The sequence below is a fragment of the Nitrospirillum pindoramense genome, from assembly GCF_007827955.1.
Taxonomy (GTDB): Bacteria; Pseudomonadota; Alphaproteobacteria; order Azospirillales; family Azospirillaceae; genus Nitrospirillum; species Nitrospirillum amazonense_B.
In genome coordinates this window covers 59,835-74,887 of sequence record NZ_VITR01000019.1, presented here as the reverse complement: position 1 = coordinate 74,887, position 15,053 = coordinate 59,835, and the positions used below count along the sequence as shown (strand labels likewise).

General features: G+C 67.9%; 12 protein-coding genes. 7 read left to right on the top strand and 5 right to left on the bottom strand.

Annotated features, from left to right (window positions below):
• Window positions 1-10: 10 nt before the first annotated feature.
• The 4 genes from FBZ90_RS24705 to FBZ90_RS24690 all read left to right on the top strand — a co-directional run bounded on the left by FBZ90_RS24705 (window position 11) and on the right by FBZ90_RS24690 (window position 4,736).
• Window positions 11-982, top strand: a complete 972-nt coding sequence (locus tag FBZ90_RS24705) for a LysR family transcriptional regulator (protein WP_338121759.1) — start codon at window positions 11-13, stop codon at window positions 980-982.
• Between the two features lie 418 nt (window positions 983-1,400).
• Window positions 1,401-2,792, top strand: a complete 1,392-nt coding sequence (locus tag FBZ90_RS24700; RefSeq protein WP_145735933.1) for a circularly permuted type 2 ATP-grasp protein — start codon at window positions 1,401-1,403, stop codon at window positions 2,790-2,792.
• 6 nt (window positions 2,793-2,798) lie between these two features.
• Window positions 2,799-3,749, top strand: a complete 951-nt coding sequence (locus tag FBZ90_RS24695) for an alpha-E domain-containing protein (protein ID WP_145735868.1) — start codon at window positions 2,799-2,801, stop codon at window positions 3,747-3,749.
• A 231-nt stretch (window positions 3,750-3,980) separates the two neighbouring features.
• A complete protein-coding gene (locus FBZ90_RS24690; protein WP_145735866.1) occupies window positions 3,981-4,736 on the top strand; it encodes a proteasome-type protease in 756 nt (251 codons plus the stop codon).
• 10 nt (window positions 4,737-4,746) lie between these two features.
• Here FBZ90_RS24690 and FBZ90_RS24685 read toward each other — a convergent pair whose 3' ends face one another.
• From FBZ90_RS24685 to FBZ90_RS24675, 3 genes are all read right to left on the bottom strand, one after another.
• On the bottom strand, window positions 4,747-8,298 hold the full coding sequence (locus FBZ90_RS24685; protein ID WP_145735864.1) for a response regulator: 3,552 nt from the start codon (window positions 8,296-8,298) through the stop codon (window positions 4,747-4,749).
• A 146-nt stretch (window positions 8,299-8,444) separates the two neighbouring features.
• Window positions 8,445-9,704 (bottom strand): sensor histidine kinase, encoded by a 1,260-nt coding sequence (locus FBZ90_RS24680; protein WP_246130859.1) that lies wholly within the window; start codon window positions 9,702-9,704, stop codon window positions 8,445-8,447.
• Between the two features lie 201 nt (window positions 9,705-9,905).
• Entirely contained in the window at window positions 9,906-10,379 is a 474-nt protein-coding gene (locus FBZ90_RS24675; RefSeq protein WP_145735860.1) for an Lrp/AsnC family transcriptional regulator, read from the bottom strand.
• 142 nt (window positions 10,380-10,521) lie between these two features.
• Between FBZ90_RS24675 and FBZ90_RS24670 the strand changes: the two genes are divergently transcribed.
• A complete protein-coding gene (locus tag FBZ90_RS24670) occupies window positions 10,522-10,779 on the top strand; it encodes a DUF6356 family protein (protein WP_145735858.1) in 258 nt (85 codons plus the stop codon).
• Between the two features lie 16 nt (window positions 10,780-10,795).
• Here FBZ90_RS24670 and FBZ90_RS24665 read toward each other — a convergent pair whose 3' ends face one another.
• Window positions 10,796-12,040 carry an aspartyl/asparaginyl beta-hydroxylase domain-containing protein gene (locus FBZ90_RS24665; protein ID WP_145735857.1) on the bottom strand — a complete coding sequence of 415 codons (1,245 nt, stop codon included), beginning with the start codon at window positions 12,038-12,040 and terminating at the stop codon, window positions 10,796-10,798.
• 205 nt (window positions 12,041-12,245) lie between these two features.
• Entirely contained in the window at window positions 12,246-12,803 is a 558-nt protein-coding gene (gene sodC / locus FBZ90_RS24660) for a superoxide dismutase [Cu-Zn] SodC (RefSeq protein WP_276509116.1), read from the bottom strand.
• Window positions 12,804-13,006: 203 nt separating this feature from the next.
• On the opposite strand from sodC, the gene FBZ90_RS24655 reads away from it, so the two are divergent.
• Complete coding sequence (locus tag FBZ90_RS24655; RefSeq protein ID WP_145735854.1) at window positions 13,007-13,717, top strand: response regulator; 711 nt, start codon at window positions 13,007-13,009, stop codon at window positions 13,715-13,717.
• Window positions 13,714-15,024 carry a sensor histidine kinase gene (locus tag FBZ90_RS24650; protein ID WP_145735852.1) on the top strand — a complete coding sequence of 437 codons (1,311 nt, stop codon included), beginning with the start codon at window positions 13,714-13,716 and terminating at the stop codon, window positions 15,022-15,024. The genes FBZ90_RS24655 and FBZ90_RS24650 overlap by 4 nt, the downstream gene beginning before the upstream one ends.
• Window positions 15,025-15,053 lie beyond the last annotated feature (29 nt).

The window sequence follows — 15,053 nt, the reverse complement described above, 5'->3', positions numbered from 1 at the left end:
CCGGACAATCGTGCCGCCTCCGGTGCGCCTGCGCTACAGTGGCGCTGAAGCCGCCGCTTCCGGCGGCTTCCTCACCAACGGGGCCTCATCCTTGACGCTGGAACAGTTGCGCATCTTCGTGGCCGTGGCGGAACGGCAGCACGTGACCCAGGCGGCCCGAGCGCTGAACCTGGCGCAGTCGGCGGCCAGTGCCGCGGTCGCGGCGCTGGAGGATCGCTACCAGACGGCGTTGTTCCATCGCATCGGGCGCGGTATCACACTGACGGAGGCCGGGCGCCTGTTCCTGGCGGAGGCCAAGGCCGTGCTGGCGCAGGCCGACAGGGCGGAACGGGCGCTGGCCGAGCTGTCGGGCCTGCAGCGGGGGCGATTGCGGGTGCAGGCCAGCCAGACCATCGCCAGCTATTGGCTGCCCCGTCACCTGGTCGCCTTCCGCGAGCGGCATCCGGGCGTGGACCTGGATCTTGCCATCGGCAACACCGCCCAGGTGGCCGCCGCGGTGCTGGACGGCACCGCCGACCTCGGCTTTGTCGAGGGGGCTGTGGACAGCCCGGACCTGTCGGCCCACCAGGTGGCGCAGGACCAGTTGGTCGTGGTGGTCGCCCCCCATCATCCCTGGGCTTTCCGGGAGGCGGTGCCGGCGGCGGCGCTGCATGAAACGCCCTGGATCATGCGGGAGCCCGGGTCGGGCACGCGCTCCGCCTTCCTGGCCTCGCTGGCGGACCTGGGCGTCGACACCGGCGCCTTGCGCATCGCCTTGGAACTGCCCTCCAACGAGGCGGTTCGCGCGGCGGTTGAGGCGGGCGGCGGGGCGGCGGCCCTGTCGGCGTCCGTCGCCAGCGGCAGCATCGAGGTGGGGCTGTTGCACCCCGTGCGCTTGGCCTTGGCGCCCCGCGCCTTCACCCTCGTCCGCCATGCGGGACGGGGGCTAAGCCGCGCGGCTAGCGCGTTTCTAGACGAAATGGGCCGCCCCGACCTCGCTTAAGCGATAGCATCCGCCGCTTGAAAACCAGGGCGGGCGAAATGAACTTCTTTTGACTGTCCCGCCAGGGGCTTGACCTGGCGCAGGGCCTATCCGATTGAAGGCTGCCAAGGATAAGCGCGCCTTTGTGCCACCGGCCGGGCGCGCGTTGAGGAGGGAGTGCGCGTGGAGATGCCGCCATCCGGGGCGCGAGTGACGGCCCATGGGCTGTCCGATATGGTTGCTGCACAATTTATGGGCGATGACGAGCCAGGCATTGCCTGCGGATTGGGCGTCGGGGCGTTGCGATCCCTGGTCCCGCGCCCGTTTCCTGGGCAATTCCTTGGCTAGGCCAAGTTGGCGTGGCTCTTGCTCAATCACACAGTCGGGCCTACCGATGGGGAAGGGTTTTATGGCGAAAGCAGACGGTCCATTCAATGAAATGGGCATGTCGGATGAGGTGCGCGGCCCGTATGCGGACATCGAACGATGGCTGCGCGAGATGCCGTCCGACAAACTGGAACTGAAGCGCCGCGAGGCGGAGACATTGTTCCGGCGCGTGGGCATCACCTTCGCGGTGTATACCGAGGGCGGCGATCCCGAACGGCTGATTCCCTTCGACATCATTCCGCGGGTGCTGGCACGCGCCGAATGGGACCGGCTGTCGCTGGGGTTGCAGCAGCGGGTCAAGGCGCTGAACGCCTTCCTGGCCGACGTCTATGGCGAACGCCACATCCTGCGGGCGGGCAAGGTGCCGGAGCGCATGGTGCTGGGGAATGAAAGCTTCCGGCCGGAGATGCAGGGTTTCCTGCCGCCGGCGGGCGCCTACACCCATGTCGCCGGCATCGACATCGTCCGCCTCGACCCGGACAATTTCTATGTGCTGGAGGATAACTGCCGCACGCCCTCCGGCGTCTCCTACATGCTGGAGAACCGCGAGGCCATGCTGCGCCTGCTGCCCGATCTCTGCGGCATGCACAAGCTGGCGCCGGTGTCGCATTATCCGGAAGACCTGCTGGACACGCTGAAGTCGGTGGCGCCGCCGGCCTGCCGGGACGCGCCCACCGTGGCCGTGCTGACGCCGGGTTCCTACAACAGCGCCTATTACGAGCACTCCTTCCTGGCCGATGAGATGGGCGTGGAACTGGTGGAGGGCGGTGACCTGTTCGTGGACGAGGGCTTCGTCTACATGCGCACCACCCAGGGACCGAAGCGGGTGGACGTGCTGTACCGCCGCATCGACGATGATTACCTGGACCCGCTGACCTTCCGTCCCGACAGCGCGCTGGGCGTGCCCGGTCTGTTCGCGGCCTATCGCGCCGGCCGGGTCACCCTGGCCAACGCGGTGGGCACCGGCATCGCCGACGACAAGGCGATTTATCCTTTCGTCCCCGAAATGATCCGCTTCTACCTTGGGGAAGAGCCCATCCTGCTGAACGTTCCCACCTACCTTTGCGAACGCGATGACGATCGCAAGTATGTGCTGGAGCACCTGCACGAACTGGTGGTGAAGGAAACGCGCGGCTCGGGCGGCTACGGCATGCTGATCGGCCCGCAATCCACCGCCGCCGACCGGGCGGTGTTCGCCGACCGCATCAAGGCGCGGCCGGCCGACTACATCGCCCAGCCGACGCTGGCCCTGTCCACCTGCCCCACCTTCGTGGAGCAGGGCATCGCCCCCCGCCATGTCGACCTGCGACCCTTCGTGCTGAACGGGCGGGAGATCCGGGTGGTGCCCGGCGGCCTCACCCGTGTCGCCCTGCGCGAGGGCTCCCTGGTGGTGAATTCCAGCCAGGGCGGCGGCACCAAAGACACCTGGGTACTGGAGCGCTGACGAGAAATGCTGAGCCGTACCGCAGACGGACTGTTCTGGCTGGCCCGCTATATGGAGCGGGCGGCCAGTGTCGCGCGCCTGGTTCAGGTGGGCAACCGCATGTCCAACATGTCGCTGTCCCTGGACAATCCCGGCAATGAATGGCGGTCCACCCTGATCGCCGTGGGCACGGAACCCGGCTATCTCGCCAAGCATGGCGAGGTCGTGCCCTCGCTCGTGCTGGACTATCTGGTGCTGGACCCGGAAAACCCGTCCAGCATCGTGTCCTGCATCGAAACCGCCCGCCGCAACGGCCGCGCCGTGCGCACCGCGCTGACCGTAGACACATGGGAGGCGCTGAACGAGACGTGGCAGCAGACCCGCGCGCTGAAGGCCGATCGCCTGGCGGCGGACAGCCTGCCCGGGCTCATGGACTGGGTGGTGCAACGCTCCCTGCTGTTCTGCGGCAGCTACGCCAACACCATGCTGCGCAACGACAGCTACCTGTTCACCCATCTGGGCACGCTGCTGGAGAGGGCGGATAACACCGCCCGCATCCTGGACGTCAAGTACCACGTCCTGCTGCCGGACCACGAGGGCGTGGGCGGGGTCCTGGATTACTACCAGTGGCAAAGCATCCTGCGGGCCGTGTCGGCGCTGCGCAGCTATCATTGGGTCTACCATGACCGGCTGAAGCCCTGGCTGATCGCGGAACTGCTGATCCTGAAGCCGGAGATGCCCCGTTCCCTGGTCGCCTGCCTGGCGCATGTGGTGGACCTGCTGGAGGCGATGGCCGTGCGCTACGGCGGCCAGCGGGGCGAATGCCATCGCCTGGCGGGCGAAATCCACGCCCGCCTGCGCTATGGCCGGGTGGAGGATATCTTCCAGTTCGGCCTGCATGAGTATCTGACGCAGTTCATCGACGACATGCTGCGCCTGGGCCAGGAGATCAGCGGCTTCTACCTGAACGTCCGCTGATCGCCGCGTCCCGCCGCCCCGCGCCCCTTTCAGGGGTCGGGGCGCGGCCGTTTCTTGCGCCGGCGGGGGCGTCGCCAATACTTAATGTGCGCGCCCCCTGGTCGCGGCCCGGGGTTTCGGGGTATGAGGGGCATCGGGATAGGCCCCTGTCCGGGGGGCCGCCCGTCCCTCATCTGAAGAAAAACGCCGCCCAGCCCAAGGGCCGGCAACCGCGATGTCGAGGCCCAAGAGATGACGTATTGTGTCGCCCTGTTCCTGAAGGCCGGGCTGGTGATGCTGTCGGACACGCGCACCAACGCCGGTGTCGATAACATCTCCACCTTCTGCAAGATGCACCGCTTCGAAACGCCGGGCGACCGCTGCATGGTCCTGCTCTCCGCGGGCAACCTGTCCATCAGCCAGTCGGTGGTGAACCGCTTGCAGGAAGGCGTCTCCATCGGCGACGCGGAGCCGGAAACGCTGGCCACCGTCCCGTCCATGTTCCGCGCGGCCCAGCTGGTGGGCGCCGCCATTCGCGCCGTGTACGATACCGACGGCCTGGCCATGAAGGCCCAGGGCGTGGGGTTCGATGCCTCCTTCCTCTTGGGCGGGCAGATCAAGGGCCGCGGCATGCGCCTGTTCCAGATCTACTCCCCCGGCAACTTCATCGAGGCCACGCCCGAGACGCCGTACCTGCAGATCGGGGAGCACAAGTACGGCAAGCCCATCCTGGACCGTGTCGTCTCCTACGACACGCCGGTGCAGGACGGGGTGAAGCTGGTGCTGGTGTCCATGGACAGCACCCTGCGCAGCAATCTGTCGGTGGGCATGCCCATCGACCTCGCGGTCTACCACCGCGACGACCTGCAGCTGCGCATCCATCGCCGCATCACCGAAACCGACAGCTATTTCCAGCATGTCCGGGACCATTGGTCCAACGCGCTGCGCCAAAGCTACGGCACCCTGCCCACGGCGGATGAATGGTGGGCGGGGGAGCAGCGGGGCTGATCCCTTTCGGTCAAGCCGTTCCGTCCCGTCCCTTTTTCAGCAGCGGTTTCAGCACAGCGGCCACGGCGGCCATTCCGGCGGGCAGGGTGCTGGCCAGGGCGGCGATATCGGGGCGGCACGCATCCGCCTTGCCGGCGCGCGCCGCCGTTTGAATGCGCGTGGCCTGGGCCTGCATCTGCCGCAGGCCGATATCGCCGGCGGTGGCGATCAGGGTATGGGCGGCCTTGGCCATGGCGTCGGTGTCGTTGGTGGCGGCCAGCGTCTCCAGCGTGGCCACCCGCGCCTCACACTCCGCCACGGAGGACATGACCAGGTCCGCCAGGGTATCGGTGTCCAACAGCTCCGCCAACTGTCGCAACGGCGCCGGGTCCAGCACCGGCGGTTCGTGGACGGGCGCTGGCGCTGCTGGCGCCGGCGGAGCGGCGACAGGGGTGGCCGCCCCCACCCAACGCGCCACGGTGTTCGCCAGGGTGGGAAGGGCGAAGGGCTTGGCGATGTAGTCGTCCATGCCGGCGGCCAGATACTCCTCCCGCATGCCGGCCATGGCGTTGGCCGTCATGGCGATGACGGGGGTGCGGGGGGCGCCCGTCGCCTGCTGGATGGCGCGCATGCGCTGGGTGGCCTGCACGCCGTCCATCTCCGGCATCTGGATGTCCATCAGCACGGCCTGGAAGGTGTTCCGTTCATACAGGTCCAGCGCCGTTCGCGCGTCACTGGCCAGGGTGACGTGATAGCCCAGCCGTTCCAGCATGGTTTTGGCCACGGTCTGGTTGATGCCGTTGTCGTCCACCACCAGCAGGTGGGCGCCATCCCCGCCGGGCAGGCCGTGGCGCGTGGTTTTCGGGCTGCGTCCGGCGCGGGGTGGCGGGGCCTGGGGCGCGGCTGGGGTCGGGCTGGTTTTGGGCATGTCCTTGGCCGGAACGAGCGGTAGCGTGATGGTGAAGGAAAAGGTGCTGCCCTGGTTCAGGGCGCTTTCCAGATGGATGGCGCCGCCCATCAGTGCCACCAGGCGCTGGGAAATGGCCAGGCCCAGGCCGGACCCGCCGAAACGGCGCGAGATGGACGTGTCGGCCTGGCCGAACTTGCGGAATAATTGCGCTTGGGCCGTGGCGCTGATGCCGATGCCGGTGTCGCGCACGGCGAAATGCAGCGGCGCCCTGTCATCCTGGGCGATGCCCACTTCGACCTCCAGCACGACCGATCCCTTTTCCGTGAACTTCACGGCGTTGCCCACAAGGTTCAGCAGCACCTGGCGCAGGCGCAGGGGATCCCCCCGATAGTGGCCCGGGGAAGCCCCGGTCGCCACCGTTTCCAGCCGGATGCCCTTGTCCCTCGCGCGGGGGCCCAGGATGGCCATCACCCCGGCGGTGACGTCGGCCAGGGCGAACGGCACCTCCTCCAGTTCCACGCGGCCGGCTTCCAGCTTCGAGATGTCCAGGATGTCGTTGATGATGGACAGCAAGGCGTCGGCGCTGTCGCGGATGACGGCGGTGTAGGCCGCCTGGTCGGGGGTCAGCGGGCTTTCCTGCAGCAACTGCACCATGCCCATCACGCCGTTCATGGGGGTGCGGATCTCATGGCTCATATTGGCCAGGAAGTCGGACTTGGCCGCGTTCGCCGCCTCCGCCGCCCGCCGGGCCGCGTCCAGCTCCTCCGCCAGGGTGCGCAGCTCCCGCGCCTGGGCCGCCAGCCGGTCACGGGCGTCGATCAGGTCGCTCACCTGCCGCCGCTGCACCGTCATGTCTCGGTAGCTGACAACGAAGCCGCTGCCCGCCATGGGGATGGCCTGCGCCTCCAGGGTGCTGCCGTCGGGTCGGGTCAGTTCGTAGGTTGCCGGCGTCATGCCGTCCGGCGTCGCGGGATCAGGGGTTGGTTCTTTGGCGGCCACGGGGCCCTGCGGATGCATGCCGACCAGGGGAGCGGCGGCGTGATCCGTCAACAGCGCCTCCACCTCCGTCAGGGGCATGCCCGGTAGGCAGTCCTGCGGCTTCATGTCCATGAGGTCCAGGAATTGGTGGTTGCGGATGGACAGGCGCAACTGCGCATCGAAGGCGACGATGCCCTGGTCTATGGATTCCAGGATGGCGGTCAGCAGCCGGTCGCGATCCTGCAGGCGCTGGCGCGCCTCCACCAGCGGCGTGATGTTGCGGCCGATTCCGCGGAAGCCGCGGAACTGCCCATCCGACCCGTAGTAGGGCCGGCCCGAGATTTCCAGGTGCAGCACCCCGCCATCGGGACCGCGCACGGAATAGCTGAAGTCGCGGAAGGGAACGCGGTTGTTCAGGAAGCTCTCATAAACCGCCCAATGGGTGGCGTCGGCATCGGCGGACAGCTCACGCCGGGTACGGCCCAGCAATTGGCCCATATCCATGCCGACGAACCGGATCCCGTCCGAAATGTAGGTGAAGCGGTGGGTTTCGTCCGTTTCCCAGTACCAGTCCGTCGACACTTCCGTCAGGTCGCGGAACCGTTCCTCGCGCGCGATCAGTTCCTGCTCTTGCCGGGCCACGGCGTCGGCCATGGCGTTGAAGGCCTGGGCAACCGCTTCCAGTTCCGGTCCGCTGCCGGGGCTGTCGAGATGAATGGCACGGTCGCCGGCGGCGATGCGCTGGGCCGCGTCGCCCAAGGTCTGCAGCCAGCGCAGCACCGACAATTCCAGCCCCGCGACCCCCAGCGCGAAGGCCAGCAGGGTGATGGCCAGAACCGCCACCAGATTGCGGCGGAAGTCGATGTTGGCGTTGGCCAGCACCTCGGCCTTGGACAGGCCCACGGCCACCCGGGCCCCCGTGTCGCCCACGCTGGCGAAGCCGAAGAGCTGCTTCTCACCCCGCAGGTCGGCCATGTCGGCCGTGCCGTCCGGTGTGGCCAGGATGGTGCCGATCAGGGGCAGCCGCGCGCCGCCTGCGCCCAGGGCCGTGTCCTGCTCGGGATAGCGAGCCAGGATGTGCCCATGGCGGTCGACGGCCAGGAAAACGGCGTGGCGCCGCGCCACCATCTGGCGGCCCATATCCTCCAGCCATTGCAGATTGATGGCGGTGCCGGCCACCAGGGCGACGCCACCGCCGGGCGTGGCCCGTATCCGCGTCACCACCATGATGGGCTTGCCGTTGGTTCGACCGATCAGGAAGTCGCTGATCGTGGGCTGGCCGGTTTCCAGCAGTTCCTGGAAATAGTCACGGTCGCCGAAATTCTGGAAGGGCCGTTCGGCGGACGAGCAGAAGACCTGGCCGTCCGGGCTCATCAGGTTGACGTTGTTGATCCAGGGATGCGCCTGCTTCATCAGCCGCGCATCCTGGATACATTGGTCCAACGGCAGATGGGCGCTTTCGCTCAGCAGGGTGTCGGCGATGTTCCGGGCCTGGGTGACCAGCAAGGCCTGTTGCCCGGCGATGGCGTGCGCCAGGCTCAGGGCCTGGGCCTGGGCGGCGGCCACGGCCTCCGACCGTCGGGCGCCATAGTCGGCGATGGACAGGGCCGTCAGGGGCGCCACCACCACCAGCAACAGGATTTGCAGCCGCGCCCGCAAGCCTCTGGCGTGCAGCTTCAGGTAGTGGGGTGGCAAGCCGTCGTACCTTTCCCGGCCAGTCCTCAGGGCGCCGCCATCATAGCGAAAGCCGCCGGAAAATACAGGCGCAGAGGTATAGCGGATCGTTGCGGATCCGATTTCTCAAATGATTAGCGGGGTAACTCCGTCGCCGCGGCGCCGCGTCAGGCCGCCCGCACCTTGCGGGCCTTGGGCACGGTGACTGAAATGTAGAATTGTGTGCCCGCCTTGTCGAAGGCCATTTCCGCCCCGATCTGCCGGCACAGCGCCTGCACCACGGTCATGCCGATACCGGCCAGGCGGGCGGCCCCCATGTCGGCCGGCAACTGGCCGCTGGGGTCGTCGATGACGCAGGACAGGCGGTTGTCCACGACCGTCAGGCCCAGGGTCACCGGGCTGGACAACTGGTCGGACCGCCGCAGGGTGGGCGTCAGCATCTCATTCAGGATCAGGGCCAGCGCCACCCCCGTTTCCACCGGCAGCAATACGGGCGTGCTGGTGACCTGAACCCGGTCCAAGGCGCCGTACTCCGCAGCCACTTCCCGGCAGAAGGCGGGAAGCAGGGCGCCGAACTCCACCTCATCCACCGTTTCGGCCTGCAGCATGCGCTTGTGGACCTCGTTGATGGCCAGCACGCGGGTGCGGGCCTCCGCCAGGGCGCGCTCCGCCTGGGGGTCCTTGGTGTCGTGCGTCTGCAATTGCAGCAGGGTGCCGATCATGGACAGGCCGTTGCCCACCCGGTGGTTGATCTCTCGCAGCAGGCGGCCTTTCTCGTCCAGCATCTCCTGCAGCTGCTGGCGCATGCGGCTTTCCCGGTCGGCCTCGGTCATGGCGCCGCTGGACAGGCGCCATACCAGCCCGCCGGCGACCAGGCAGATGACCACGCTGCCGGCCACGAACAGCAGGCGCAGGGTGGCGACCCGGCCCTGCCGCTGCACCAGCAGCGCCTGCTCCGTCCCATCTATGACGGCCACCTGTTCGCGCACCTCGGCCATCAGGGACTCGCCCCGTTCCACCGTGATGCTGTCGGGCGGGGTTCCGGCCGGCGTCTGCATCAGCACCTGCAGGGCGTCCAACCGCGCATTGGCCAGCGCCGTCAGCGTCGACACCCGGCGGGTCTGGTCCGGGTTGTCGCTGACCAGGGTGCTCAACGCCAGCAACTGGTTGGTGGCATCGTCGCGGTACCCCTGGAAGTGGTCCCGCGCCTCCGGTCCCCGGACCAGCAGGTACAGCCGCTGGGACGATTCCGCCGACAGGATGTGGTTCAACGCCAGGACCGCGGTGGTGCGGACCTGGTGGCTGTGGTTGACCCACTTTTCGCTGCTCACCACCTCCGCGAAGATGGATTGCATGATCAACAGCAGGGCGACGATCCCGCCCAGGGCCGCCAGCCCCGCCAGTCGCACCCGCTGTCGCAGCAGCATTTCCACGGCCCGCGCCCCTCACCCCGATGCGCGCCTGTACCCAAAATGGCGCGCCGACCGCTCATGAAAAAGCCCTCCGCGCTACACACGCGGACGGGCTTGGTGAAAAGCGGAACATGCCGCAGTTACGCCGCCTTGGCGATCTTGCCTTAGGCGTATGCCCACTCTGGTAGCGACAGGCGGGGGCACGCCCGCCGGGGCTCAAGGCCTGGGTGGGGGCAGGGGGATGGCGGTGGTGGACTTGATGCGTTCCATGGCGAAGCTGGAACTGACGTCGGTCAGGCGTGTCACCTTGATCAGGCGTTTGTAGACCCGGTCATAATGGGGGATGTCGGCCACCAGCACCTTCAGCATGTAATCCACGTCGCCGCTCATGCGATAGAATTCCACGATCTCGGGAATCTCGGCCACGCCCCGGGCGAAGGTCTCCAGCCATTCCTCATTATGCTGGTTGGTGCGGATGGCCACGAACACGGTGATGCCACAGCCCAGCAGATCGGCGTCCAGCAGGGCGACGCGGCGGCGGATGATGCCCGCCTCCTCCAGCTGTTTCACCCGGCGCCAGCAGGCATTGGTCGAAAGCGCCACCGTCTCCGCCAACTGGGCGATGGACAGCGACGCGTCCTCCTGCAGCAATTGCAGCAGGCGGATGTCCGTTTTATCAAGGTGTTCCATAATTCGCCGGCATATTGGGATAAAATCAACAAAGTGCCCGGGTACTGTGGGACAGTTTGGGATTTTTCTCAAGCCAGTCTGCGTTATTCTTGGCGGCAGGCGGCCCGTGAGCGGCCGGCACTGGATGAGGGAAGCAGGGACCATGTTGCGCAAGCTGTTCATCGACCATCCGAGTTCGGTCCAGGAAAGCTATGGTGAGCACGCTCTGGTGGCGACCTCCTTTGGCGTGCGGATGCTTCTGGGGGGTATGGCGTGCCTGGTGCATGCCATCGTGCCCGGCCTGTTCGTGCGTACCGGCAGCGGGATCATCACCGTGCTGCATGATGAGATGGTGGTGAACCGCAACCGCAAGGCGCCCCGGGTCCCCACCGGCGCCTCCGCCGCCGACACCGTGGGTTAAAAAGGCGGCGCCTTCGTTACAGGCCGCCGCCGGCCCCATCCTCCGGCGGCAGGTCGCCGTTGAAGCGGTCGATTCCGGTCATGACCTGGGTGATCATCTCGCGTTCCGCTGCGCTCAGGCAGGGATGCCAGATATCGAACAGCAGGATGACGCGGGTCTGGTCACTGTCGTTCCAGGCCTCATGCTCGATGGTGTCATCGAATACCCACGCCTCGCCCACCTTCCATGCCCGCGTCTCGTTGCCCACGCGGAAGCCGCAGCCGGACGGCACCACCAGGGGCAGGTGCACCACCAGTCGCGTGTTGGACACGCCGGTGTGGGCCGGGATGCGCGTGCGGGGCTTCAACACGGAAAACATGGCGGCGGGGGATTTGCCCGGCACCTGCGGCTGCGGCATGGCGTCCAGCAAGGCTGCCGTCCGGGGGCAGCGGGCGCGGTTCTCGGCGTGCGGCCGGCCGTAATGCATGAAATGGAAGGCGCTCCACCGCGGCGAATGGTTCAGCTCCGCCCACTGGTCCAGCGGCAACCCGTCGGGATAGGCGATATAGGGCACGAACTGGCTCGGGTCGTCCTCGTCCCGCAGGACGGCGGACAGCTCCGCCCGCACGGCGTCGGTCCCGGCCTCCAACTCCGCCAGCCAGGGGAACTCCGCGCGGTCGAAGAACTCGATCGCGGCCGGCAGGCCGGGGTAAAAGAACTGCGCGGGCTGTTGGTGATAGGGTTTGGCCCGGCCCAGCGCCATATCGACGAAACGGGCCATGCGCCGCGCCTCGCCGCTCTGGCAACGGCGCAAGTCACCGTCGATCTCCCCTTTCAGGAAACCGTCCAGTTCGGAAAGGTACTGGGCGTGCCGCTCGCGGGCGCGGGCCACCGCGCGGGCGGTGGGCGCGTCCAGCGCCGTTTCCGGCGGCGCCAGTTGAAGGGCGGTACCATACGCCGCCCCCGCCTGGCGGGCGTGGCCCATGCCGTCCAGCAGCGACGCGCGCATCAGCAAGGCCATGAAGGCGCGGGGCTCCAGCGCCAGCGCCCGGTCCAACGCCGCCAGCGCGGCCAGGGGTTCGCCCAGGGCGCGATGGGCCGCCGCCAGGTTCAGCCATAGCGGCACCTGGGTCGGCGAGAAGGACAGCGCCTCTTCCAGCAGGGCTAGCGCCCGCGCGGGCTGGCCCGCCGCCATGGCGCGGACGGCCGCCGCGTTCAGGCCGCGCGCCTGATCTTCCACGTCCGTCCGGGTTGTCCCGCTCTCCGCCCGCTCCGCCATCATGCCCCCGCGTTTTCCCTGGGGGTGCCGGAACGGATTCTGGGATGCGACGGCCGTGTCGGCCCTTGTCCCCCCGCCAGCACCCTCCCGGTTTTGTCATGGGCGGTATCGCTGCCGACCCGCCTTTATGCCTATGACTATAGGCAGGGCGTGTGCTGGGGAACAAGAGCCGTATCAGGATTTGTTACAAGTCCGGAACCGGCTCCGGCTACTTCTCGCCCACCACACCGCAGGCGACGCGGCCACCCCCGCCGCCCAGGGGCTCCGGCGTGTCGGAGAAGTTGTCGCCACCCGTGTGGATGATGAAGGCGTGGCCGGCGATGTCGGCCAGTGTCAGGTGCGGCGCGGTCAGCGGATCGGGTGCCGTGCTGCCATCGGCCGTCACCGTCAGCGGCGGCAGGTCGCCCTTGTGGCCGTCCCCGGTCGGGCCCAGGTGCTTGCCGGTGCTGGCGGGATCGAAATGGCCGCCGGCGGCCAGGCCGGCGCCGGGTTTGCCATCCTTTTCCCCCGGCTGGCAGGACGCGTTGGCATGCAGGTGGAAACCGTGCACACCCGGCGCCAGGCCCGTCAGCTTGGGCGTCAGCACCAGACCGCCGCTGCCCTCGGTGGCCGTGATGGTGCCAATGGCCGGGCCCACGCCGGTGGCGGTGATCAGGTGAATGGTGGTGGTGACCGGGGCGGCCGCCGCCAGGGCCGCGAACGGCGCGCCGACGGCGGTCACCATCGCGGCCGACACCAGCGCGGCACGCAAAATGGACTTGGTCATGGTTTCCCTCCGGATGGGCCCGCGAGGTCCAGGACGGGCCACGGGCTTATGGGCAAGCTTGTTAAGGCGCCGAATGATAAGGCAGACGACCCGGCCCCACCAGCGCGACACCCTGCGTAGACCGTACGGACACGACTATGTCGCGGTGCGGGTGTTTCACGCTATCGTCAGGCGTGCATGATCTTTAAATCCAAGGTTTTGGCATGGCCCTGCCTCCGCCCGACGCCGCCCGAATCCTGCTGGTGGAAGATGACGACCGTCTGGCGCCTCTGGTGGTGCGCCACTTGGCCGACAGCGGCTTTCAGGTCGACTGGGCGGCGGACGCGGCGGCGGCGGACGCGCACTTGCGGGCGCACGCTGTGGATCTGGCGGTGCTGGATATCATGCTGCCGGGGGAGGATGGCTTGTCCCTCTGCCGCCGTATCCGCCGTGACCACGATATCGGCATCATCATGGTCACCGCCCGGGGTCAGGAAGCCGACCGCATCCGGGGCCTGGACCTGGGGGCCGACGACTACCTTCCCAAGCCCTATAGCTTGTGGGAATTGGAGGCGCGGGCCAAGGCGGTGTTGAGGCGCTGTGTTCGCGCAGGCTCGGCGCAGCCCGCTCCTACCATCCGGCAAGCCGGACCCTTTCAGATTGATGCGAGCCGCCGTACCGCCACCCTGCACGGGCAGGCCCTGGACCTGACCCGTACGGAATTCGACCTGCTGGCCCGGTTGGCGGGCGATTCCGGCCGGGTGTTCAGCCGCGATATGTTGCTGGAATGCGTGCGGGGTGGGGAGACGGATGCTTTCGACCGGGCCGTCGACACCCATATCAGCAACCTGCGTCGCAAGATCGGCGACGATCCCAAAACCCCGACCTTCATACGCACGGTGTGGGGTATCGGTTACCGGTTCCATCCGTCATGAGAGGGCCGGGCCTGTTCCGTCTGATGTTCTGGCGGGCGCTGTTGCTGGTGGCCGTCTGCCTGGGAATCCTGGTGACGCTGTCCACCCACTTCCAGGCGCGCTTTCTCTACGGTGACTGGCAGCGCGACCTGCAGGACGAGGCGCGCTGGCACGCCGGTCACTGGCCGATGGACCAGAACCCGGCCACCGTCGCCCAGGCCTGGGGGGCGGCGCACGGCCGGGTGCGCCTGACTTGGCTGGCGGCTGATGGTCAGGTGGTGGCCGACAGCCGTCCTGACCGGCCCCCTTTGGGTCCTGAACTGATCGGTGCGGCACACCAGGATATGGAGGTGCTGGTGGGTGCCGCCCCGCTGCCCGGCGGCGGCACCCTGGTCCTGAGCCGCGCGGGCCAGCCGGCAATCCCTTTGCATGTGGAATTCGTGCCCGTGGTGCTGGTCTTCGTTGGACTGGCCGCTCTGCTGGTCTGGCCGCCAGTACGTGACCTGACAGCGGCCTTTCGCCGTCTGTCCACCTTGGCGGCCCGCGTGGCCGGGGGGCATTTCGGGGAGACGCTCGATCCGCCGCGCCAGCGTGAACTGGCGGGCTTGGTTCGTTCCTTCAACGATATGTCCCGGGCGTTGCGCGATGCCGAGCTGCGGCAACAACGGCTGCTGGCCGACGTGTCGCATGACCTGCGTTCCCCTCTTGGCCGCCTGCGGGCGCTGGGGGAGACCATCGCCCGCAGGCCAGAGCGGGCGGCCCCCCATCTGGCGCAGATGGATGCCGAGATCGCCCTGATGGACCGCTTGATCGGCGATATCCTTGAGACGACGCGGGTTGAGGGGGGCGCCGTGCCCCTGGTGCGGCAGGCGGTGCCCCTGGCCGATTGGGCGCGCGATGCCTTTGCCCGGATTTCACCGCGTGTCCAGGGCGCCGGCGTCGCGGTGGACGTGAGCGTGGACGCGGACCGCACGGTCGATATCGACGCCGAACGCCTGTTCCAGGCCCTGGGCAACCTGGTGGATAACGCCGTGGTCGCTAGCCAGGGCCGGCCGGACGCCCGCATCGCCCTCAGCCTGCGGGCTGACGAAACCGGCTGGCGCGTGGCGGTGGCTGACAATGGCCGAGGCATTCCGGCGGCCGACCTGCCCCATGTCTTCGATCGCTTCTACCGTGTCGACCAGCACCGGGGCGGAGGTATTGGCGGCGCCGGCCTTGGGCTCAGTATCGCCCGCGCCCTGGTGGCCGCCCAGGGTGGTCGGCTGACCCTGGACAGCACGGTGGGGGTTGGCACCACGGCCACCATGGTTTTCCCCACACTTTCCTGACAATCGCGCCAACGACGCCCGACATCGAT

Bases quoted from the DNA above. Each gene is read 5' to 3' on its own strand.
- sodC (WP_276509116.1), bottom strand. From the start codon at position 12,803: ATGACCAAGTCCATTTTGCGTGCCGCGCTGGTGTCGGCCGCGATGGTG.
- FBZ90_RS24695 (WP_145735868.1), top strand. From the start codon at position 2,799: ATGCTGAGCCGTACCGCAGACGGACTGTTCTGGCTGGCCCGCTATATG.
- FBZ90_RS24700 (WP_145735933.1), top strand. From the start codon at position 1,401: ATGGGCATGTCGGATGAGGTGCGCGGCCCGTATGCGGACATCGAACGA.
- FBZ90_RS24665 (WP_145735857.1), bottom strand. From the start codon at position 12,040: ATGATGGCGGAGCGGGCGGAGAGCGGGACAACCCGGACGGACGTGGAA.
- FBZ90_RS24690 (WP_145735866.1), top strand. From the start codon at position 3,981: ATGACGTATTGTGTCGCCCTGTTCCTGAAGGCCGGGCTGGTGATGCTG.
- FBZ90_RS24650 (WP_145735852.1), top strand. From the start codon at position 13,714: ATGAGAGGGCCGGGCCTGTTCCGTCTGATGTTCTGGCGGGCGCTGTTG.
- FBZ90_RS24670 (WP_145735858.1), top strand. From the start codon at position 10,522: ATGTTGCGCAAGCTGTTCATCGACCATCCGAGTTCGGTCCAGGAAAGC.
- FBZ90_RS24680 (WP_246130859.1), bottom strand. From the start codon at position 9,704: ATGCTGCTGCGACAGCGGGTGCGACTGGCGGGGCTGGCGGCCCTGGGC.
- FBZ90_RS24655 (WP_145735854.1), top strand. From the start codon at position 13,007: ATGGCCCTGCCTCCGCCCGACGCCGCCCGAATCCTGCTGGTGGAAGAT.
- FBZ90_RS24675 (WP_145735860.1), bottom strand. From the start codon at position 10,379: ATGGAACACCTTGATAAAACGGACATCCGCCTGCTGCAATTGCTGCAG.